Genomic DNA, 19,059 nt, shown 5'->3' with positions numbered 1-19,059 from the left:
GCCGATGAACGAAACTGCGGTTGCGCGCCCGGATGACGAGCCGGTGCTGGTGCGCACCTCACGCGACAGCGACGTCGATGCGATGCTGGCGATTTACCGCCATCACGCCCGCAACGGCGTGCCGCGCGACGTCGAGGGAACCGGCGCGCCCGAGCCGGACGATCTGCGCGACCGGCGCAAGAACCTGAAGCAGACCCGCCTGCCGCATCAGGTTGCGACCTTTCGCGGTGAAGTCGTGGGCTATGCCTATGCGGTGCTGTTCCGCAAGCGTCCGGCCTATCGCTACACCGCCAAGCATTCGATCTACGTCCACCACGAGCATCTCGGCCGCGGTGTCGGACGGCTGCTGCTCCAGGAATTGATCGATGCTTGCGCCGCCGCCGGCTTCCGCCAGATGATCGGCTATATCGATGCCGACAATGCGCCCTCGCTGGCGCTGCACGAGAAGTTCGGCTTCGCGCGCGCCGGGCTGCTGTGTGGTGTCGCCTACCGCCACGGCCACTGGTCCGACACCGTCGTGGTGCAGCGGTCGCTCGGCGCCGGCGTCACCGCGCCACCGCCCGTCACGGCGCCCGGCCGCTAGACCTCACGACGGAAAGTCAGCCGGTCTGACCTGGATGCGGTCGGCATGCAGCGACCAGTGGTGCAACGCCTGGTCCTTGCAAAACCTCGCCTTCGCCCGCTCCCTGGCTTCGTCCTCGTCGGAGGCGTCGATTTCGAGCGAGCCCTGGCACACCTCGATCTGCCGGCCGTACTGGCCGAGCACGTCCTTCATGAACCTGACAACATAAGTTGACATGGGGACCTCCTGCCTGCCTCGGCGGCACTCTAATCCTATTTAGCCTGGATGCGGGAGGGGGATTTTGACGCGGATCAAAGCCGGCGACGGTTCCCGCCGCCGATCCAGGCGTCGGTTCGATCCGTCAACCACCCCGCCCTACCTGGAGCCTGCGGCAGGCGCGCGCGACACGAGCGCCCGCGCCGACATCAGCCATCACGTCGTGATGTCGAGTAGCAACTCTGTCGTTTCGGAATAGGCCTGAATGACCTTCGCATTGGCAATGAAGCTGTACTTCGCGGTCGCAAGCTGAACGAACTCATTGGCGAGATCGACATTTGGCGCGGCGACCAGGCCGTCCTGGTTTGCGAAGGGAGCGCTCGGGTCGGATTCTGCGGTATAGCTCGGCGAAACCGTCGACACGGTCGCGGCCGTACCGCCCGGCGTCGAGCCGCTCGATTGAGAGACCTGATCGACCCGCAACGGCACATAAGCCGCGGGAAACGTCGGACCAATGCTCGAACTGCCCGCACCGGCCGATGTGCCCGATCCGCCTGACGCAGGTAGCGGGCCGGTCGTGCGAACGTTGGCGATATTGCTCGCGGCCACGTTCACACGCAAACTCGCCGCGGAAAGTCCGGATGTCGCAATCGAAAATATGCTCATGAACCCTGATCTACAGGACAAGTCATACGTGTTCACTCACGCCATCAGTAAAATCCGCCGCATTCTGTTTTCATCCTCGTAACCAACGATCGGAGCACGATCAGACTTCGCGCGCCCCTATCCCGGCGTCACACCGAACGCCTGCTTGAAGCGCTCCGCATAGCGTGGCCAGACCTCGGGATTGATGATACGCGGCGGGCGCTTGCCGTCGAGCGTCGCCAGCACCTGCTCGGCGGCAATCCGGCCCATGTTCTGGCGCGCCTCGATCGTGACGCCTGCGGTATGCGGGCTCGCCAGCACGTTGTCGAGCTGGAGCAGCGGATGCTCCGGCGGCGGCGGCTCCTTGGACCAGACGTCGAGGCCGGCGCCCGCAATGCGCTTGTCGCGCAACGCCTGCAGCAGCGCGTCCTCGTCGTGAATGAAGCCCCGGGCCGTGGTGACGAAATAAGCATGCGGCTGCATCAGCGCGAACTCGCGCACGCTGATCATGTTGCGGCTGCCCTTGTTGAGCGGGCAGGAGATCGAGACGAAATCGGCGCGGCGCAGCAGCTCGTCGAGCTCGACCTTCTCTCCGCCCCGCTCGGCCATCACCTCGGCCGTGAGGTACGGATCATAGGCCAGCACCTTCATGCCGAGCAGGCCCTGGCACAGCGCGGCGATGCGGCGGCCGACATTGCCGAGGCCGATGATGCCGACCGTCTTGTGCTCGACCTCGTTGCCGACGAGATCGTTGCGGTTGACGTCGCGCTCGCGGCGCAGCCGGCGGTCCGACTGGATGATGCGCTTGGACAGCGTCAGCATCATCGCCAGCGCATGCTCGGCGACGGAATGGGCGTTGCCGCCGGACTGGTTGACGACCAGCACGCCCGCATCGGTGCACGCCTCGGCGTCGACGGGGTCGAAGCCTGCACCATTGCTCGAGACCAGCAGCAGGTTCGGCGTGCGCTTCAGGAAGGCGGCATCGACGTGGAAATGCGGCGCCAGCTCGTCTCGGGCGGCGCCGATCTGATAGACATGCGCCGCAGAGAGGATCGGAGCATAAAAATCTTCGGGACTCTCGTTTTCGATACGATCGAGCCGGACGTCAGGCCGCGCCTTCAGGATGTCGATGTAGATCGGATTGGCCAGGTAATTGGAGTAGAAGACACGCTTGCTGTTGACGGACATCAGGACCCTTCCGGCTCTCTCCAGGAGATCCGCAGGGCCAGCGCGGCGCGCGCTCCTTTCATGCGTTCCTCCGTTCTCTCGTTATTGCCGCTTATGACACGGCAGCACCGGCCGCGGCAGGCCGTCTGGCGCAGATCACGGTGCAGCCCGGACATGTTGACAATCCCGCCCGCCGCGTCAAGTTCGGCAGACCGCCGCGACGGCCAAGACGACGCCCAAGACAATGGCAAAGACCAAGAAGCATGCGCGGCTGAAGGGAGAACGCAATGGCGATTGCGGAGCAACATACCTCGTCCGAGGCGACGCAGACCTCCAGCGACAAGAGCTGGCACGGCATCGTCCTGCAAACCCTGAAACGGAACGAGATCAGCCTCGTCCCATACGTGCCCGACCGCGTGCTGACGCCGCTGATCAAGAACCTGCACGCCGATCCCTTCTTCACCACCTTTGCCACCGCCCGTGAGGAGGAGGCCGTCGGCATCGTCTCGGGCGCATGGATGGGCGGACGGCGGGCTGCGGTGCTGATGCAGACCTCCGGCTTTGCCACGCTTGCCAACGTGCTGGCCTCGCTCGCGGTGCCCTACCAGATCCCGCTGATCATGTTCGTGTCCGAGCGCGGCACGCTCGGCGAGTTCAACTACGGCCAGTCGCTGGTCTGCCGCACCATGCGGCCGGTGCTGGATTCGTTGGCGCTGGAGCATCACACCATCACCCGGCTCGACGAGCTCGAATTCATTGCCGACCGCTCGATCAAGCAGGCCGTCACGACGCAGGCGCCGGTGGCGCTGATCCTCAACCCGCTGCTCACGGGCGGCAAGGTTTTCGACAAGTGAGCCCGGCCATGAACACGCGCAACACCAAGGTCATGAACCGCCTCGACGTCACCTCGCGTCTGATCGCGAAACTCAAGCACGAGGAAGCCGTGATCGGCGGCATCGGCAATACCAATTTCGACCTCTGGGCCGCCGGCCACCGCCCGCAGAACTTTTACATGCTCGGCAGCATGGGGCTCGCCTTTCCGATCGCCCTGGGCGTGGCGCTGGCGCAACCGGACCGCCGCGTCTTTGCGCTCGAAGGCGACGGCTCGCTGTTGATGCAGCTCGGTGCGCTCTCGACGATTGCGGCGTTGAAGCCGAAGAACCTCAGCATGATCGTGATGGACAACGGCATCTACCAGATCACCGGTGCGCAGCCGACACCGGCCGCGAACGTGGCTGACATCGTCGCCATCGCCACCGGCTCGGGGCTTGCCAACAGCGCCTGGGCCGCGGACGAGGAGGATTTCGAGCGTCTGGTCGAGGAGGCCATGTCGGCCTCCGAGCCAAGCCTGATCGCCGTACGCATTGACGACAAGCCCGGAATCGGCGCCACCCGCCGCGATCCCGTGCAGATCCGGGAACGCTTCATGCACGGCCTTGGCGTGCGCGAGCCACTTTGACGTTTCGTCATTAACTACACGGCGATCTGATCCAGGTCCGGCAACAGGCTGGTGCAAATCCGTGCTAAGGCGCGCGAATGTCCATTTTGCTCCGCTCCCTTGCCTGGCTTCTCGCAGCCGTCGTGGCTTTCGCAACGCTCGGGCCGCCGGAACTGCGACCGCATTCCAGCCTCGGCCAAGACGGCGAGCATGCCCTTGCCTTTGTCCTGGTCGGACTGGCCTTCGGCCTCGCCTACCGGAATCGTCGCTGGACGGTCGCCGCCGTCGCGGTGGTCCTGATCGGCCTGCTCGAGCTGATGCAATTCTGGGCGCCGGGACGGCATCCACGGCTGGAGGATTTTTTGGTCGATGCCGGCACGGCCTGCATCGGCTTTGCGCTTGCCACCGTCACCGATTGGGTACTCAGGCACTTTCGGGCAAATTCGGCCCTGACAAACCAAGGCCCCGCGGAGTAACACTCCGCAGGGCCCAACTCTTCAAAGCCTGGCTCTGACCGATCAGTCGATGATCTTGACGACGCGGCGTGTGCGCGGCTCGACAATCACGCGGCGATCATTGACGACCGCATAGCGATACTCGCTGTAGTTCGGCACGGGCCGCAGCACCACGGTCGGCGGCAGTGGCTCGCCGACCACGACGCGCTCGTGGACCACAACGGAATCATCGCGCGGAATTCCGCCGAGCACCGCATTCGGAATTTCCAGACCAGCGCCGACCGCCGCACCGACGGTACCACCGACCATCGCGCCGACCGGGCCGCCGATGTCTCCGCCCGCACGTGCGCCGCTCCTGGCGCCTTCTTCGGTCGTCGACTGAGCAAAGGCTGCACTCGACGCCAGTAGCGACGCGGCAGCCAACGAAATCGCAAAACGGGTTTTCATGGCCAAATGTCTCCAGTGATTGTCATGCGCTCTCAACCCGCGGGAGCGGACCATTGTTCCGGTTCCCGCGTGACGAAAGACAGGCCAAATCCGGAGAGTGTTACTGCGTAACACTTACGCCGCGGCGATCTCGTGCCCTGCCATCAGTTCCAGGGCGCGCACCATCGCCGAGTGGTCCCAACCCTTGCCGCCATGCGCGGTGCAGGACGAGAACAATTGCTGCGCCACCGCCGTGCTCGGCAGCGACAGGCCGAGCGCGCGCGCGCCTTCGAGCGCGAGGTTGAGATCCTTCTGGTGCAGCTCGATGCGGAAGCCGGGATCGAAATTGCGCTTCACCATGCGCTCGCCATGCACTTCGAGGATCCGCGACGAGGCAAAGCCGCCCATCAGGGCTTGCCGCACCAGTGCCGGATCGGCGCCGGCTTTCGACGCGAACAGCAGCGCTTCGCTCACCGCCTCGATCGTCAACGCGACGATGATCTGGTTGGCGACCTTCGTCGTCTGGCCGTCGCCATTGGCGCCGACACGGGTGACGTTCTTGCCCATGCGGTCGAAGATCGGCTTCATGGTGTTGAACGCGCGCTCGGGCCCGCCGACCATGATGGTGAGGCTTGCCGCCCTGGCACCAACCTCTCCGCCCGAAACCGGTGCGTCGAGATAATCCGCGCCCAGTGCCTCGATCTTCTTTGCGAACTCCTTGGTCGCCAGCGGCGAGATCGAGCTCATGTCGACCACGATCTTGCCCTTGGAGATGCCGCCCGCGACGCCGTCCTTGCCGAACAGCACGGCCTCCACATGCGGCGTATCCGGCACCATGATGATGACCGCATCCGCCTCCTCTGCGACCTCCTTGCTTGACTTGCAGGCAACTCCGCCCGCCGCGATCAGCTCGGACGCGACCGGCGCGACGTCATGCAGGAGAACGCGATGGCCTGCGGCCAGAAGATGGCCGGCCATCGGCCGCCCCATGGTGCCAAGTCCGAGAAAGCCGATGTCGATCATGTCTCTTATTCCTCTAGATTTAGGCTAAGTCGATCCGCGGGCTCCGCTCACCTCTCCCGCTTGCGGGAGAGGTCGGCGCGCAGTGCCGGGTGAGGGTTATTTCCGCGTTGGGATTCCTTCCGCATATCTCAGCGTATCCCATCGTGGCGACACCCTCACCCCGACCCTCTCCCGCAAGGGGGAGAGGGAGCGCACCGCCACCTTGCCCACTAGGTCTCGAATGTCTGCGCGGCGTGCCAGGACAGGCCTTCCAGCGTCGTGGTGCGCGGCTTGTATTCACAGCCGATCCAGCCGCGATAGCCGATCGCGTCGAGGTGGCGGAACAGGAAGGGATAGTTGATCTCGCCGGTGCCCGGCTCGTGACGGCCGGGATTGTCGGCGAGCTGGATGTGGGCGATCTTGGGGAGGTATTCCTGCATGGTACGGGCGAGGTCGCCCTCCATGATCTGCATGTGGTAGATGTCGTACTGGACGAACAGATTGTTCGAGCGCACTTCGGAGATCAGCTGCACCGCCTGCTCGGTGCCGTTGAGAAAGAAGCCGGGGATGTCGAGCGTGTTGATCGGCTCGACCAGCAGCTTGATGTTCTCCCGCGCCAGCGTCGAGGCCGCAAAGCGCAAATTCCCGACCAGCGTCTCGTTGAGCTCGCGCGGATCGGCATCGACAGGCGCGATACCGACGAGGCAGTTGAGCTGCTCGCAATCGAGCGCCTTGGCATAGTCGATGGCGCGAAACACGCCGTCACGGAATTCGGCGACGCGATCCGGCAGGATCGCGATGCCGCGCTCGCCCGCCGCCCAGTTTCCGGCCGGCAGATTGTGCAGCACCTGCGTGAGCCCATGATCGTCGAGCTGCTCGCGCAGCAGCGCCTTGTCGAAATCGTAGGGAAAGAGATACTCGACCCCGGAAAATCCCGCCGCTTTGGCTGCGGCGAAGCGGTCCACGAACGGCATTTCGTTGAAGAGCATCGTGAGGTTGGCGGCGAATTTCGGCATGATTCTGTTCCCTATTCCGCCGGCTGCAGCACGCCGGGCCGCGCTGTCGCGACCTCGTCGAGCGGCAGATCCAGCACCTCCTCGAACTCGACGATGTTGTCGATTTCCGTGCCCATCGCGATGTTGGTGACGCGCTCGAGAATGAACTCGACCACCACCGGCACGCGATGCTTCGCCATCAGTTCACGCGCGGTGGCGAACGCAGCCTGCGAGTCCTTGGGGTCGGTGACGCGGATTGCCTTGCAGCCGAGGCCTTCGGCGACCGCAACATGGTCGACGCCGTAGCCGCCGAGCTCGGGCGCGTTGATGTTCTCGAAGGAGAGCTGGACGTGATAGTCCATGTCGAAGCCGCGCTGGGCCTGGCGGATCAGGCCGAGATAGGAATTGTTCACGACGACGTGGATGTAGGGCAGATTGAACTGCGCCCCGACCGCGAGCTCCTCGATCAGGAACTGGAAGTCATAGTCGCCCGACAGCGCGACGATATCGCGATCCGGGCACGCCGCGCGGACGCCGAGCGCCGCGGGCAGCGTCCAGCCGAGCGGGCCCGCCTGCCCGGCATTGATCCAGTTGCGCGGCTTGTAGACGCCCAAAAACTGCGCGCCGGCGATCTGCGACAGGCCAATCACGGTGACGTAAGTGGTGTCGCGGTCGAACGCCTTGTTCATTTCCTCGTAGACGCGCTGCGGCTTGATCGGAACGTTGTCGAAATGGCTCTTGCGCAACATCGTCCGCTTGCGATCGCGGCAGGCCGCGGGCCACGCCTGGCGCTCGCGCAACCTGCCTGACCGGCGCCACTCCCTGGCGACAGTGACGAACAGCTCCAGCGCGGCCTTCGCGTCCGAGACGATGCCGAGATCGGGATTGAACACGCGTCCAATCTGGGTCGGCTCGATGTCGACATGCACGAAGCTGCGGCCCTTGGTGTAGGTCTCGACCGAGCCGGTGTGGCGGTTGGCCCAGCGGTTGCCGATGCCGAGCACGAAATCGGATTCGAGCATCGTGGCATTGCCGTAGCGATGGCTGGTCTGAAGACCGACCATGCCGGCCATCAGCACGTGGTCGTCGGGGATGGCCCCCCACCCCATCAGCGTCGGCACGACCGGCACATTGGCGATCTCGGCAAACTCAACCAGAAGGTCGGATGCATCGGCGTTGATCACGCCGCCGCCCGCGACGATCAGCGGCCGCTCGGCCGCGTTGAGCATCTCCAGCGCCTTCTCGACCTGCTTGCGCGTCGCGGTGGGCTTGTAGACCGGCAGTGGCTCGTAGGTCTCGTCATCGAACTCGATTTCGGCGAGCTGCACGTCGAGCGGCATGTCGATCAGCACCGGCCCCGGCCGGCCGGAGCGCATGACGTGAAATGCCTGGCTGAATACGCGCGGCACCAGCGCAGGCTCGCGTACGGTCACAGCCCATTTGGTCACGGGCTTTGCGATCGACTCGATGTCGACGGCCTGGAAATCTTCCTTGTAGAGCCGCGCCCGCGGTGCTTGCCCGGTGATGCAGAGGATCGGGATGGAATCGGCGATCGCCGAATAGAGCCCGGTGATCATGTCAGTGCCCGCCGGCCCCGAGGTTCCGATGCAGACGCCGATATTGCCGGCCTTGGCCCGTGTGTAGCCCTCGGCCATGTGCGAGGCACCCTCGACATGCCGCGCCAGGATATGGCGGATCGAGCCGCGCTTCTTCAGTGCCGAGTAAAGCGGATTGATCGCCGCCCCGGGAACGCCGAAGGCAGTCGAGATGCCTTCCTTCTCCAGAATTCGCACGGCAGCATCGATGGCTCGCATCTTCGCCATATCGGACCTCGCTCAGTTGCATTGGCTCGAGCGAGATCATCGGGCGCGCGGGATACGATCTCAACGAGATCGATTTTATTTTCCACGCTGTGGAAGCAGTTGGAGAAAACTTCCAAAAATCAGAGGGTTGATGGGATCATTTCTTGAAAACCGGCGACCATCGAAAATACCGCTGCTTGGTTGGGAAAAGTAAGTTTGCGCTGCAAAGATACATGCTAGAGTTGCATCGCGTATGGGAAGGCAGGAATGTACTGGTTTGGAAGTGATTGGGCGGTCGGTTCAGCTGCGGACCAGGGGTGGCGCCAGCTTTGCCAGAAGGCAGCCCAGATCCGGCAAGCGGCCTTCATTCTATCCGCAAGTTTGATCATCCTCGGCTGGGCCGGTGATCCCACCTACGCACAGGATCAGCAGTCTCGTCAGATCGTATCGGCTTGTCGTAGCGATACGCCACCTCTCGCATCCGGCAAGATGCCGGAAGTGCCACCCAAGAGCAGAGAAGCGACGCTTCTTGTCAGGTCTTCAGCCTCTTTTCTATTTGCGGGAGCCTATGAGAAGGTCGTTGAGCGGCTGAACCAAGCTGCGGAACTCGATCCGGACAATGCTCGACTTTACACCTCAAGAGGGCTCGCTCGTCTGAGAAACCGACAGGTCGACAAGGCGCTGGATGACTACAACCACTCGATCTCCCTCGATCCCGGCTCCTCGCTCGCCTTCCTCGGCCGTGCTGAGGTCTATCTCAGGCTGCTCGACCATGACCGTGCGATCGAAGATCTAAACGAGGCCATCAAGCTATTCCCCGGAAACACGCGGGCCTACCTGTACCGTGCTGGAGTCTACGCGACCAAGCGTGAGTACGGCCGAGCCGTCGAAGATCTCGACCAGATCATCAAACTCGATCCGCTTTGCCCGATCGGGTACCACGCCAGGGGCCACATTTTCGAGCTCAAGGCAGATCGCAACCGTGCCAACGCTGACTACGATCGCGCGATTCAGCTCGATCCCAATCCGGGGAATGCGACTGCCCTTTTGCGCCGGGCTCGCTCATATGAAGCCAAGCGCGACCTCCCGCGTGCCATGAGCGACCTCGAACAGGCGCTGAAACTCGAGCCCCGCAATATCTTTGTCTTGAACAATCGCTGTTTCTTCAAGGCGGTTTCCGGCGACGCGGACGGCGCGATCGCTGATTGCAACGAAGCTTTAAAGCTACGGCCGGATGAAGCGAGCTTTTACGATTCGCGTGGCTTCGCCTATTTCAGGAAGGGCTCACTCGATAGTTCCATTGAGGATTACGACGCGGCGCTTCGCATCGATGACAAGAAGGCCATCTCGTTCTACAGCCGCGCGATGGTCAAGCGACAAAAGGGAGACATTGTTGGCAGTCAGGCCGACATCTCCGCCGCCCTGGCAATCCAGCCAAATATCGCCGACGAAGTCGCGCTCTTGATGAGGTGACGTTCCGGACCGGCGCCTCCTCACCGGATGCTACACACGCTCACTCAAACAGCGGCGCCAGCTGCATCTGCGGCACCAGCACGAGGCCCTTGTCGGTGATGCGAATTTCCGGAATGACCGATAGCGGAATCAAATTGAAGCCCATGTAGGGGATGGTGCAGCCGGCTTCCGCCCATTCCTTCTTCAAGACCTTGACCTCCTCGGCCACCTCCGTGACGCGCTTGTCCGAAAGCAGCCCTGCGATCGGCAGCGGCACCAGAGCCCTCACCTTGCCGTCGGCGACGACACAGACGGCGCCCTGGTGCTCCTCGATGGCCGAAATTGCCACCTGCATGTCGGCCTCGTTGGTTCCGGCAACGATGATATTGTGGCTGTCGTGCCCGACGCTGGAGGCCACCGCGCCGCGCTTCAGGCCAAAATCGTTCAGCAGCCCATAGGCGACGTTGCCGGCGGATTTACCATGGCGCTCGACCACCGTGACGAAGCACAGGCCATAGCGCGCAAACAGCGCTGGCCAGTCTTTTGCGGGCTCGATTGCGATCTTCTCGTGGATCAGCGTGATGCCCGGCAGCGCAGTCTTGATCGCGTTGACGGTGCAGGCCTTCGCCGGCAATTCCGGCGTCAGCCTGAGTTTCTTCGGCAGCTTCACGGTCGCATAGGCCGCCTTCGGGTATTGATAGCGCTGCGACAGCGCCTGATCGAGCTGCGGCGTGATCTTGCGGTTCTCGACCACGAGCTCGCCGCCATACCAGGTGCATTGCGGCTTCAGATTGTCGTCCATCAGCACCAGATCGGCGCGGCGCCCGCCGCCGAGCCCGCCGATATCGCCATCCATGCCGAAGCGCGTCGCGCCATGCAGCGAGCCCATCGACCAGGCCTGCTCGGGCGACATTCCCGCCTTTACCGCCTCCCGCACCACCCAGTCGAGGCCGAACAGCAGCAGATCATCGGCGTCGCGGTCATCGGTGCACACGGCCGTGCGCTTGTGCGAGGCGCCGAGCTCGGTGATGGTGCGGATCGCCTGCGGCAGCGAGTGCCATGGCGTGGTCGGCGGCCCGCCGCGCAGGAACACCCAGACGCCGGCATCGAGCAAATCGTCGGCGATGTCGCGGTCGATCGCCTCATGGGTGTCGGTGACGCCGGACGCCGCATAGGCTGCAACGAACTCGCGGCCGTAGACATGGCCGGACACCGGCCGCCCGCGCTTTAGGGCGGCGGCGAGGATGGCGTGGCTTCGCTCATCGCCCATGGCGACAGGCACAAAATCCATCTTCTCGCCGAGCGCGACAGCTTCCGGCCAACGGTCGAACAGGCCGGCAATCTTGTCCGGCGTGAGGTCGCCGCCCGCAGTCTCCAGTTCCGCCGAGGTCGCCGGCACCGTGCTTGGCACCGTCAGGAAAATCGAGAGCGGCGCGTCGCGCGCGTCCTCCAGCATGGCTTCGACGCCTGCGACGTCCATCACGTTGCCGATCTCGTGGCTGTCGCAGAAGATCGTGGTGGTGCCGTTGAGCAGTGCCGCCTCGGCATAGGCGCAGGCCGTCACCATCGAGGATTCAATGTGGATGTGCGGGTCGACCAGCCCCGGCGCGATGATGCCGCCGGCCGCGTCAAAAACCGCAACATCGCTCCACACCTTCTTGGCCGCACCGGCCGGCTTCACCGCAGCGATCCGCCCGCCAGTGATCCAGACTTCGCGGTTCGCGTGGATGCGCTCGGAATAGGTCGAGAGCACCCGCGCGCCGGTGACGACGAGATCGGGCGCGACACGCGCAGAGGCCACATCGGCGAGACGCCGGGTCATCGAATGCAGCGGTGCGACGGCGAAGCGGGTAAGTCTGGTCATCAGGACCCTCGCGTGGCGTTATGGCCCTGCGATGGTTACGCCCTGCGCCGGACCGGGCAAGCTCAAATATAACGGCACGCCCTGCTCACGCCTTAGGCGGCGAATTGCCTGCCGCCCCTGACCTTGCAGGTCTGCGCGAGTTCCGTCTTCTCGGGGCTGGTTCGGCGGCGGGCTTGACCCGAATCCGCATCGACCTCCCCTTCGACTCGTCGATCTCGAAGGAATTCGTCTTCCGCACGAGGTCACTCAGCTTGCGGAAGCCGAACGTCCTCGGATCGAAATCGGACGCCAGGTTGGCGAGCTGACGGCCGACTTCCCCGAGCGTCACCCAGCCGTCTTCGCTCTCCATCTGGGTGATCACCTTCTTGACGATGGGGGTCGCGGCATCGAGCGGCTGAAGCGACGTCGATCTCGAGGCGGCGTCCAGGGTGTTCGCCGGGGCGGCAAGCAGGTTCTCCGTGTAGACGAACCTTCGGCAGGCCTGCCGGAAGCTCTCCGGCGTCTTCTGCTCGCCGAAGCCAAAGACATCGATGCCCTGCTCCCGGATCCGGGCGGCGAGACGGGTAAAATCGCTGTCCGACGACACCAGGCAAAAGCCATCGAACCGGCCGCTGTGAAGCAGGTCCATCGCGTCGATGACCAGCGTGATGTCGGACGCATTCTTTCCGGTCGTATAGGCGAACTGCTGCTGCGGGATGATGGCATGTTTCGACAAAATGTCGGCCCAGCCCCTGGACCTGGCATTGGAGAAGTCGCCATAGATGCGCCGGACGCTGGCCTCCCCGATCTTGGCAATCTCCTCGAACAGTCCATCCGCGATCTTTGCCGAAGCATTGTCGGCATCGATCAGGACAGCGAGACGGGGCGAACGGAGCTCTGACGGCATGACTTTCCCCAAAAGGACGCGACAACGGTGGACGGATATACCGATGTCGGGGCTCTTGCCGCCAGAGCTGATTTCTTCCACCGGGTGGCGGTGGAGCGCCAACCTGGCTCAACCCGGCTTTGCCGCCGGCATCACGCCGCCAAGTGCTGCCGTCAGTTCCGCCGCGACGTCCCGCACGACGCCCCCGATCTCCGGCAGCCGCGCGTCGGTGACCCGGCTGGTCAAGCCGGACACCGAGATCGCGGCGAGCGGTTCGGCGAGCGCGTTGTAGACGACGGCGGCGACGCAGCGCAGTCCCATCTCCGCTTCTTCGTCGTCCACCGCAAAACCCTGCTTCCGGATCAAATTGAGCTCCCGGAACAGATCGCTCGCCCGCACAATGGACTTTTCCGTCAGCCGCGGCATGCCGTGATGGCGGATGATCGCGCCGACGTCCTCGTCCGAATAGGTCGCAAGCACCGCCTTGCCGACACCCGACGTCACCATGGGAACGCGGCCACCGACCTTGGTCAGCGAGCGCATGATCTCGCGGCTTTCCATGCGCGTGAGCACGATGATGAACTCGTCGTCGACGACGGCAAGGTTGGCGGTTTCGCGCGTGAGATCGCGGAGCTTGCGGAGATAGGGGATCGCCTGCGCGGTGAAGTTCCGCCGCCGTGCAAAGCTTGCGCCCACGGTAAAGCTGCGCACGCCGACATGCCATTTGGATTCGGCGCGGTCGAACTGCACGAAGCGCCGGCTTTCCAGCGTCGCCAGCAGCCGATGCACGGTGGAGGCGGACAGGCCGGTGCGGACGGCGAGGTCGCTGAGGCGATAGCCTTCGTCATCCTCGGCCAGTGTCTCGAGGATCGACAGCGCGCGGTCGACCGACTGCACGCCGCCGTCGCGGTCGGCCTCCACAGGCGACCGAGTTTCGAGCGATTTACGCCGGATCACGTTCTTGCTCATCGCGACCTGACTGTTCTCACCTCCCCCGCATCCGCCCCGCCAAGGCTTCCTTTGCCAAGGCTTCCTTTGCCAAGGCTTCCTTTGCCAAGGCTTCCTTTGCCAAAGGCTTCGGCGGACAAGCGCGGGAAGAGGTGAAGTAGCGGCTCAGAGCAGCCCTGCCCCGCGCGCCCATTTGTACTTGGCGCCCAACACCTCGACCGGCAGCTCGGTCGAATAGGCATAGGCCGGGATGCCGTTCTGGTAGAGATATTCGGCGGCCTCCTCGACCTCGACGTCGCCCGCGAGCGAGGCGACGATCGGCTTCACGAAGCCCTTGGCCTCCATCTCCTTCTTCACCTCGACCATGTTGCGGGCGAACACCATCGGCGGCGTGACGATGGTGTGCCAGTAGCCGAGGATCAGCGAATGGATGCGCTCGTCCGTCAGGCCGAGCTTCACCGTGTTAACGTAGGTGATCGGCGGCTCGCCACCGGTGATGTCCACGGGATTTCCGGCCGCGCCAAATGGCGGGATGAACTTGCGGAAGGCCGCATCCAGATCCGGCGGCATCGACATCAGCGACAGGCCGTTGTCGACGCAGGAGTCCGACAGCAGCACGCCCGAGCCGCCGGCACCGGTGATGATCAGCACATTCTCGCCCTTCGGCGTCGGCAGCACCGGCACGCCGCGCGCGAACTCGAGCAGCTGCCGCAAGCTGCGGGCGCGGATCACACCGGACTGCGCCAGGACATCCTCGTAGATCTTGTCGTTGCCGGCGAGCGCGCCGGTGTGCGACGAGGCCGCCTTCGCACCGGCCGAGGTGCGGCCGGCCTTGAGCACGATGACAGGCTTCTTCTTGGAGACGCGCTTTGCGGCTTCCGCAAAGGCGCGGCCGTCCTTGAGGTCTTCGCAGTGCTGCGCGATCAGGTTCGTGTTCGGATCCTGCTCGAAGAAGGCGAGCAGATCATCCTCGTCGATGTCGGACTTGTTGCCGAGGCCGACGATCGCGGAGACGCCCATCTTGGCAGAACGGGAGAAGCCGATGATCGCCATGCCGATGCCGCCCGACTGCGAGGACAGCGCCGCATGGCCCTTGACGTCATAGGCGGTGCAGAAGGTCGCGCAGAGATTGGCCGGCGTGTAGTAGAAGCCGTAGATGTTCGGCCCCATCAGGCGGATGTCGTACTTCTTGCCGACTTCGACGATCTCGGCCTGGAGCTCCGGCGCGCCGGCTTCCGCGAAGCCGGACGGGATCAGAACCGCGCCGGGAATTTTCTTCTCGCCGCATTCGGTGAGCGCCGCCGCCACGAACTTCGCGGGAATTGCGAACACCGCGGTGTCGATCACGCCGGGCACGTCCTTGACGCTCTTGTACGCCTTGTAGCCGAGGATCTCGGCGGCCTTGGGATGGATCGGATAGATGTCGCCCTTGTAGCCGCCGTTGATGAGGTTCTTCATCACGGAGTTTCCGATCTTGCCGTCTTCGGCCGAAGCGCCGACCACGGCAACCGCCTTCGGCTGCATGATGCGGCTCATGGCCGCGACGATCTCTTCGGTCGGGCGCGGTTTCGGCTTCGGCACGTAAGCGAAGTCGACGACGATGCGGACGTCGGCGGCGATCGCGTCCTTGGCCGTCGCGAACACCGGGTTGAGATCGAGCTCGACGATCTCGGGGAAATCGGTGACGAGCTGCGAGACCTTGACGATGACATCCGCAAGCGCCGTGCGGTTGACCGGCTCGCCGCCGCGAACGCCCTTCAAAATCTCATGCGCCTGGATGCCGTCCAGCATCGACAGCGCATCTTGCTTGGTCGCGGGCGCGAGGCGGAAGGTAATGTCCTTCAGGACTTCCACCAGCACGCCGCCGAGGCCGAAGGCAACCAGCTTGCCGAACGAGGCGTCGGTGATCGACCCGACGATCACTTCGGTGCCGCCGGCCAGCATCTGCTGGACCTGGACGCCCTCGATCTTGGCATCGGACTTGTACTTCCTGGCGTTGCCGAGAATGGTCTCGTAGGCCTTCTCGGCGTCTTCAGCCGTCTTGAGGCCGACGATGACGCCGCCGGCTTCGGTCTTGTGGAGAATGTCCGGCGAGACGATCTTCATCACCACCGGGAAGCCCATCGAGGAGGCCATCTTGCCAGCCTCGCCGGCCGACTTCGCCACACCCTCCTTCGGCACCGGAATGCCGTAGGCGTCGCAGACCAGCTTGCCTTCCGGCGCGGTCAGGCTGGTGCGGTTGTCCGCCTTGACCTGGTCAAGCACCTTGCGGACGGCATCTTTGGAATTGGACATGTGGCTTCTCCCTTGACCTTGGTTCTTGCGTTCTCAAAGCGCGCGCGTGTTGCGGCTGCCCGTGATGCTTGCCAATCGCCGCGCTCTGTTCCATGTCGCGGAACGGAGTGGCATAAGCCTGAAACTACTCCGCCGCTTTGGATCAAAAATGGCTGGCGATGGCATTTGGTATGCCAGAAGCCAACTTGTCAAGCTGCAGCGCAGCTCAGACCGCTGCAAAAAAATAGGCAGCTTGACATACTGGTATTTGGTATGCCAAAAACTTTCCGGTTAATATTCCTGTAAAAGACGACTCCCACTGGAGGAGAATCGTCGTGTCACTGCGGAAACCAACCAAGGCGTTGCCGAACATGGCCGAGGCAGATATCGCAATCGTTCGTATTGCCCCGGAGAGCAGCTTCAAGAACAAGGCGTATGACGCCTTGAAGGAAGCCATCCTCAAGATGGACATCTACTCGACGCCCGAGCCGGTGATGCTCGACGAGCGCGCGCTGTCCGAACGCCTGGGTGTGAGCCGCACGCCGATCCGCGAAGCCATCGCGATGCTCGAGCAGGACGGTTTCGTGAAGACGGTTCCGCGCCGCGGCATCATGGTGGTGCGAAGAACCAAGAGCGAGATCGTCGACATGATCCGCGCCTGGGCGGCGCTGGAAAGCATGGCGGCCCGCCTCATCACCACCACCGCGCGCAAGAAAGACATCACGGCGCTGCGCGACTATTTCAAGGAATTTGGCAAGGACCGCCTGCCCGAGGATCACGTCGAGGAATATTCGCGCGCCAACATCGCCTTCCATCAGGCGCTGATCTCGCTGTCGGAATCGCCGGTGCTGGTCGATCTCACCAACGACCTCCTGCTGCACGTGCGCGGCTACCGCCAGCTGACCATCGGACGCAAGGACCGCACCGCGACTTCGCTACCCGAGCATCTCGGCATGATTGAAGCACTGGAAGCGCGCGACACCGAACTCGCCGAGAAGCGCGCCCGCGACCACACTCTTGGCCTTGCCGCTTACGTCGAAGCGCATGGTCAGGAACTCTTCTAACCAGCAACGTTCACCAGAAGGGCGAACCATTCGCCCCAACGACCTTGAGATCAGGGAGATAAGGCCCATGCTGAATACCGCGACCAAGTCCGAAGCACCGGGCACCGAGCAGGAATTGACGGATGGTTTTCATCTCGTCATCGACGCGCTCAAGCTGAACGGCATCAACACCATCTATAATGTGCCGGGCATCCCGATCACGGATCTGGGCCGCATGGCGCAGGCGGCCGGTATTCGCATGATCTCGTTCCGCCACGAGCAGAACGCCGGTTATGCGGCAGGCATCGCCGGCTACCTCACCAAGAAGCCCGGCATCTGCCTCACCGTCTCCGCGCCCGGCTTCCTCAACGGTCTCACCGCGCTCGCGCACGCCACCACCAATTGCTACCCGATGATCCTGATCTCGGGCTCCTCCGAGCGCGAGATCGTCGACCTCCAGCAGGGCGACTATGAAGAGATGGACCAGCTCGCGATTGCCAAGCCGCTGTGCAAGGCGGCCTATCGCGTGCTGCACGCCCAGGACATCGGCATCGGTCTGGCCCGCGCCATCCGTGCCGCCGTCTCCGGCCGTCCCGGCGGCGTCTATCTCGACCTGCCGGCCAAGCTGTTCGGCCAGGTGATGAACGCCGATGCCGGCCAGAAGTCGCTGGTCAAGGTGATCGACGCGGCTCCCGCGCAGATCCCCTCGCCCGCTTCGATCAAGCGCGCGCTCGATGTTTTGAAGAACGCAAAACGTCCGCTCATCATCCTCGGCAAGGGCGCGGCCTACGCGCAGGCCGACGAGGAGATCAAAACCTTCGTCGAGAAGAGCGGCATCCCCTTCCTGCCGATGAGCATGGCCAAGGGCCTCCTCTCCGACACGCATCCGCAATGCGCAGGCGCTGCCCGCTCGACGGTGCTGAAAGAATCCGACGTCGTGCTGCTGATCGGCGCCCGGCTGAACTGGCTGCTCTCGCACGGCAAGGGCAAGAACTGGGGCGAAGCGCCCAAGAAGTTCATCCAGGTCGACATCGAGCCCAGGGAAATGGACTCCAACGTCGAGATCGTCGCGCCCGTCGTCGGCGACATCGGCTCGGTCGTCTCGGCCTTCAACCAGGCCATCGCTGCTGGCTGGACCGCCCCGCCGGCCGAATGGACCAAGGCCATCGCGTCCAAGCGCGACGAGAACGTCGCCAAGATGGCGCCGAAGCTCATGAACAACAAATCGCCGATGGACTATCACGGCGCGCTCGGCGTGCTGAAGAACGTCATCAAGGAATACCCCGAGGCGATTCTCGTCAACGAAGGCGCCAACACGCTCGACCTCGCCCGCGGCGTCATCGACATGTACAAGCCGCGCAAGCGTCTCGACGTCGGCACCTGGGGCGTGATGGGCATCGGCATGGGCCAGGCGATCGCGGCGGCGCTGGAGACCGGCCATCCGGTGCTCGCAGTGGAAGGCGACTCGGCCTTCGGCTTCTCCGGCATGGAGGTGGAGACCATCTGCCGCTACAATTTGCCGATCTGCGTCGTGATCTTCAACAATGACGGCATCTATCGCGGCACCGACGTCAACGGCGTCAACGCCGATCCGGCGACGACGGTGTTCGTCAAGGGCGCCCGCTACGACAAGATGATGGAGGCCTTCGGCGGCGTCGGCGTGAACGCGACCTCGCCTGACGAGCTCAAGCGCGCCGTCAACAAAGCCATGGCCTCGGGCAAGCCGACGCTCATCAACGCGGTGATCGATCCGGCCGCCGGTTCCGAGAGCGGCCGCATCGGCAACCTCAATCCGCAGAGCGTTCTGCAGAAGAAGAAGTAACCATCCGCCGGGTCATTCCCCGCGCAGGCGGGGAATCCAGTATTCGCCAAATCATCCATGAGGCGAGCACTGAGGCCCAACTG

Annotated in this window: 18 protein-coding genes; 7 read left to right on the top strand and 11 right to left on the bottom strand. The window is 63.7% G+C overall.

What is annotated here, in order from left to right; all coding sequences use genetic code 11:
- Positions 1-4: 4 nt before the first annotated feature.
- Positions 5-583 carry a GNAT family N-acetyltransferase gene (locus QCM77_RS38085; protein ID WP_280096305.1) on the top strand — a complete coding sequence of 193 codons (579 nt, stop codon included), beginning with the start codon at positions 5-7 and terminating at the stop codon, positions 581-583.
- Positions 584-586: 3 nt separating this feature from the next.
- Here QCM77_RS38085 and QCM77_RS38080 read toward each other — a convergent pair whose 3' ends face one another.
- The 3 genes from QCM77_RS38080 to QCM77_RS38070 form a co-directional block, all read right to left on the bottom strand.
- Complete coding sequence (locus QCM77_RS38080; protein WP_279659939.1) at positions 587-799, bottom strand: hypothetical protein; 213 nt, start codon at positions 797-799, stop codon at positions 587-589.
- Between the two features lie 195 nt (positions 800-994).
- A complete protein-coding gene (locus QCM77_RS38075) occupies positions 995-1,444 on the bottom strand; it encodes a flagellar basal body rod protein FlgC (RefSeq protein WP_280096304.1) in 450 nt (149 codons plus the stop codon).
- A 117-nt stretch (positions 1,445-1,561) separates the two neighbouring features.
- Positions 1,562-2,611 carry a hydroxyacid dehydrogenase gene (locus tag QCM77_RS38070; protein ID WP_279659940.1) on the bottom strand — a complete coding sequence of 350 codons (1,050 nt, stop codon included), beginning with the start codon at positions 2,609-2,611 and terminating at the stop codon, positions 1,562-1,564.
- Between the two features lie 266 nt (positions 2,612-2,877).
- Between QCM77_RS38070 and QCM77_RS38065 the strand changes: the two genes are divergently transcribed.
- The 3 genes from QCM77_RS38065 (at position 2,878) to QCM77_RS38055 (ending at position 4,504) form a co-directional block, all read left to right on the top strand.
- Positions 2,878-3,444 carry a thiamine pyrophosphate-binding protein gene (locus QCM77_RS38065; protein WP_280096303.1) on the top strand — a complete coding sequence of 189 codons (567 nt, stop codon included), beginning with the start codon at positions 2,878-2,880 and terminating at the stop codon, positions 3,442-3,444.
- Positions 3,445-3,452: 8 nt separating this feature from the next.
- The gene (locus tag QCM77_RS38060) at positions 3,453-4,049 is read left to right on the top strand and encodes a thiamine pyrophosphate-dependent enzyme (protein ID WP_279659942.1); all 597 of its coding nucleotides are present in this window, start codon (positions 3,453-3,455) and stop codon (positions 4,047-4,049) included.
- 77 nt (positions 4,050-4,126) lie between these two features.
- Positions 4,127-4,504 carry a VanZ family protein gene (locus tag QCM77_RS38055; protein ID WP_279659943.1) on the top strand — a complete coding sequence of 126 codons (378 nt, stop codon included), beginning with the start codon at positions 4,127-4,129 and terminating at the stop codon, positions 4,502-4,504.
- A gap of 42 nt (positions 4,505-4,546) precedes the next feature.
- On the opposite strand, the gene QCM77_RS38050 is transcribed toward QCM77_RS38055, so the two are convergent.
- From QCM77_RS38050 to gcl, 4 genes are all read right to left on the bottom strand, one after another.
- The gene (locus QCM77_RS38050) at positions 4,547-4,930 is read right to left on the bottom strand and encodes a DUF1236 domain-containing protein (protein ID WP_279659944.1); all 384 of its coding nucleotides are present in this window, start codon (positions 4,928-4,930) and stop codon (positions 4,547-4,549) included.
- Between the two features lie 114 nt (positions 4,931-5,044).
- Positions 5,045-5,932 (bottom strand): 2-hydroxy-3-oxopropionate reductase, encoded by an 888-nt coding sequence (locus QCM77_RS38045; RefSeq protein WP_280096302.1) that lies wholly within the window; start codon positions 5,930-5,932, stop codon positions 5,045-5,047.
- A gap of 209 nt (positions 5,933-6,141) precedes the next feature.
- On the bottom strand, positions 6,142-6,927 hold the full coding sequence (gene hyi / locus QCM77_RS38040) for a hydroxypyruvate isomerase (protein WP_279691844.1): 786 nt from the start codon (positions 6,925-6,927) through the stop codon (positions 6,142-6,144).
- 11 nt (positions 6,928-6,938) lie between these two features.
- Positions 6,939-8,729 carry a glyoxylate carboligase gene (gcl, locus tag QCM77_RS38035; RefSeq protein WP_280096301.1) on the bottom strand — a complete coding sequence of 597 codons (1,791 nt, stop codon included), beginning with the start codon at positions 8,727-8,729 and terminating at the stop codon, positions 6,939-6,941.
- Positions 8,730-8,975: 246 nt separating this feature from the next.
- Here gcl and QCM77_RS38030 point away from each other — a divergent pair, with 246 nt between their 5' ends.
- Positions 8,976-10,181 carry a tetratricopeptide repeat protein gene (locus QCM77_RS38030; protein ID WP_280096300.1) on the top strand — a complete coding sequence of 402 codons (1,206 nt, stop codon included), beginning with the start codon at positions 8,976-8,978 and terminating at the stop codon, positions 10,179-10,181.
- Positions 10,182-10,221: 40 nt separating this feature from the next.
- Here the strand turns inward: QCM77_RS38030 and QCM77_RS38025 are convergent, their stop codons facing one another.
- From QCM77_RS38025 to QCM77_RS38010, 4 genes are all read right to left on the bottom strand, one after another.
- Complete coding sequence (locus QCM77_RS38025) at positions 10,222-12,024, bottom strand: adenine deaminase C-terminal domain-containing protein (protein WP_279659948.1); 1,803 nt, start codon at positions 12,022-12,024, stop codon at positions 10,222-10,224.
- An 85-nt stretch (positions 12,025-12,109) separates the two neighbouring features.
- Positions 12,110-12,910 (bottom strand): NYN domain-containing protein, encoded by an 801-nt coding sequence (locus tag QCM77_RS38020; protein WP_279659949.1) that lies wholly within the window; start codon positions 12,908-12,910, stop codon positions 12,110-12,112.
- Between the two features lie 108 nt (positions 12,911-13,018).
- A complete protein-coding gene (locus QCM77_RS38015; protein ID WP_280096299.1) occupies positions 13,019-13,858 on the bottom strand; it encodes an IclR family transcriptional regulator in 840 nt (279 codons plus the stop codon).
- Positions 13,859-14,002: 144 nt separating this feature from the next.
- The gene (locus QCM77_RS38010; protein ID WP_279659951.1) at positions 14,003-16,132 is read right to left on the bottom strand and encodes an acetate--CoA ligase family protein; all 2,130 of its coding nucleotides are present in this window, start codon (positions 16,130-16,132) and stop codon (positions 14,003-14,005) included.
- A 350-nt stretch (positions 16,133-16,482) separates the two neighbouring features.
- Between QCM77_RS38010 and QCM77_RS38005 the strand changes: the two genes are divergently transcribed.
- The gene (locus QCM77_RS38005) at positions 16,483-17,175 is read left to right on the top strand and encodes a GntR family transcriptional regulator (RefSeq protein ID WP_247319368.1); all 693 of its coding nucleotides are present in this window, start codon (positions 16,483-16,485) and stop codon (positions 17,173-17,175) included.
- Positions 17,176-17,242: 67 nt separating this feature from the next.
- Positions 17,243-18,976, top strand: a complete 1,734-nt coding sequence (oxc, locus tag QCM77_RS38000; protein WP_280096298.1) for an oxalyl-CoA decarboxylase — start codon at positions 17,243-17,245, stop codon at positions 18,974-18,976.
- Positions 18,977-19,059 lie beyond the last annotated feature (83 nt).

This window comes from Bradyrhizobium nivariense (assembly GCF_029846695.2).
In the GTDB taxonomy this organism is placed as follows: domain Bacteria; phylum Pseudomonadota; class Alphaproteobacteria; order Rhizobiales; family Xanthobacteraceae; genus Bradyrhizobium.
The sequence above is the reverse complement of the archived record's forward strand: the minus strand, read 5'-3'. Positions and strand labels throughout refer to the sequence as shown.

Excerpts from the sequence above, each read along its gene's own strand:
- QCM77_RS38085 (WP_280096305.1), top strand. The coding sequence starts at position 5 with ATGAACGAAACTGCGGTTGCGCGCCCGGATGACGAGCCGGTGCTGGTG.
- QCM77_RS38080 (WP_279659939.1), bottom strand. The coding sequence starts at position 799 with ATGTCAACTTATGTTGTCAGGTTCATGAAGGACGTGCTCGGCCAGTAC.
- QCM77_RS38075 (WP_280096304.1), bottom strand. The coding sequence starts at position 1,444 with ATGAGCATATTTTCGATTGCGACATCCGGACTTTCCGCGGCGAGTTTG.
- QCM77_RS38070 (WP_279659940.1), bottom strand. The coding sequence starts at position 2,611 with ATGTCCGTCAACAGCAAGCGTGTCTTCTACTCCAATTACCTGGCCAAT.
- QCM77_RS38065 (WP_280096303.1), top strand. The coding sequence starts at position 2,878 with ATGGCGATTGCGGAGCAACATACCTCGTCCGAGGCGACGCAGACCTCC.
- QCM77_RS38060 (WP_279659942.1), top strand. The coding sequence starts at position 3,453 with ATGAACACGCGCAACACCAAGGTCATGAACCGCCTCGACGTCACCTCG.
- QCM77_RS38055 (WP_279659943.1), top strand. The coding sequence starts at position 4,127 with ATGTCCATTTTGCTCCGCTCCCTTGCCTGGCTTCTCGCAGCCGTCGTG.
- QCM77_RS38050 (WP_279659944.1), bottom strand. The coding sequence starts at position 4,930 with ATGAAAACCCGTTTTGCGATTTCGTTGGCTGCCGCGTCGCTACTGGCG.
- QCM77_RS38045 (WP_280096302.1), bottom strand. The coding sequence starts at position 5,932 with ATGATCGACATCGGCTTTCTCGGACTTGGCACCATGGGGCGGCCGATG.
- hyi (WP_279691844.1), bottom strand. The coding sequence starts at position 6,927 with ATGCCGAAATTCGCCGCCAACCTCACGATGCTCTTCAACGAAATGCCG.
- gcl (WP_280096301.1), bottom strand. The coding sequence starts at position 8,729 with ATGGCGAAGATGCGAGCCATCGATGCTGCCGTGCGAATTCTGGAGAAG.
- QCM77_RS38030 (WP_280096300.1), top strand. The coding sequence starts at position 8,976 with ATGTACTGGTTTGGAAGTGATTGGGCGGTCGGTTCAGCTGCGGACCAG.
- QCM77_RS38025 (WP_279659948.1), bottom strand. The coding sequence starts at position 12,024 with ATGACCAGACTTACCCGCTTCGCCGTCGCACCGCTGCATTCGATGACC.
- QCM77_RS38020 (WP_279659949.1), bottom strand. The coding sequence starts at position 12,910 with ATGCCGTCAGAGCTCCGTTCGCCCCGTCTCGCTGTCCTGATCGATGCC.
- QCM77_RS38015 (WP_280096299.1), bottom strand. The coding sequence starts at position 13,858 with ATGAGCAAGAACGTGATCCGGCGTAAATCGCTCGAAACTCGGTCGCCT.
- QCM77_RS38010 (WP_279659951.1), bottom strand. The coding sequence starts at position 16,132 with ATGTCCAATTCCAAAGATGCCGTCCGCAAGGTGCTTGACCAGGTCAAG.
- QCM77_RS38005 (WP_247319368.1), top strand. The coding sequence starts at position 16,483 with ATGGCCGAGGCAGATATCGCAATCGTTCGTATTGCCCCGGAGAGCAGC.
- oxc (WP_280096298.1), top strand. The coding sequence starts at position 17,243 with ATGCTGAATACCGCGACCAAGTCCGAAGCACCGGGCACCGAGCAGGAA.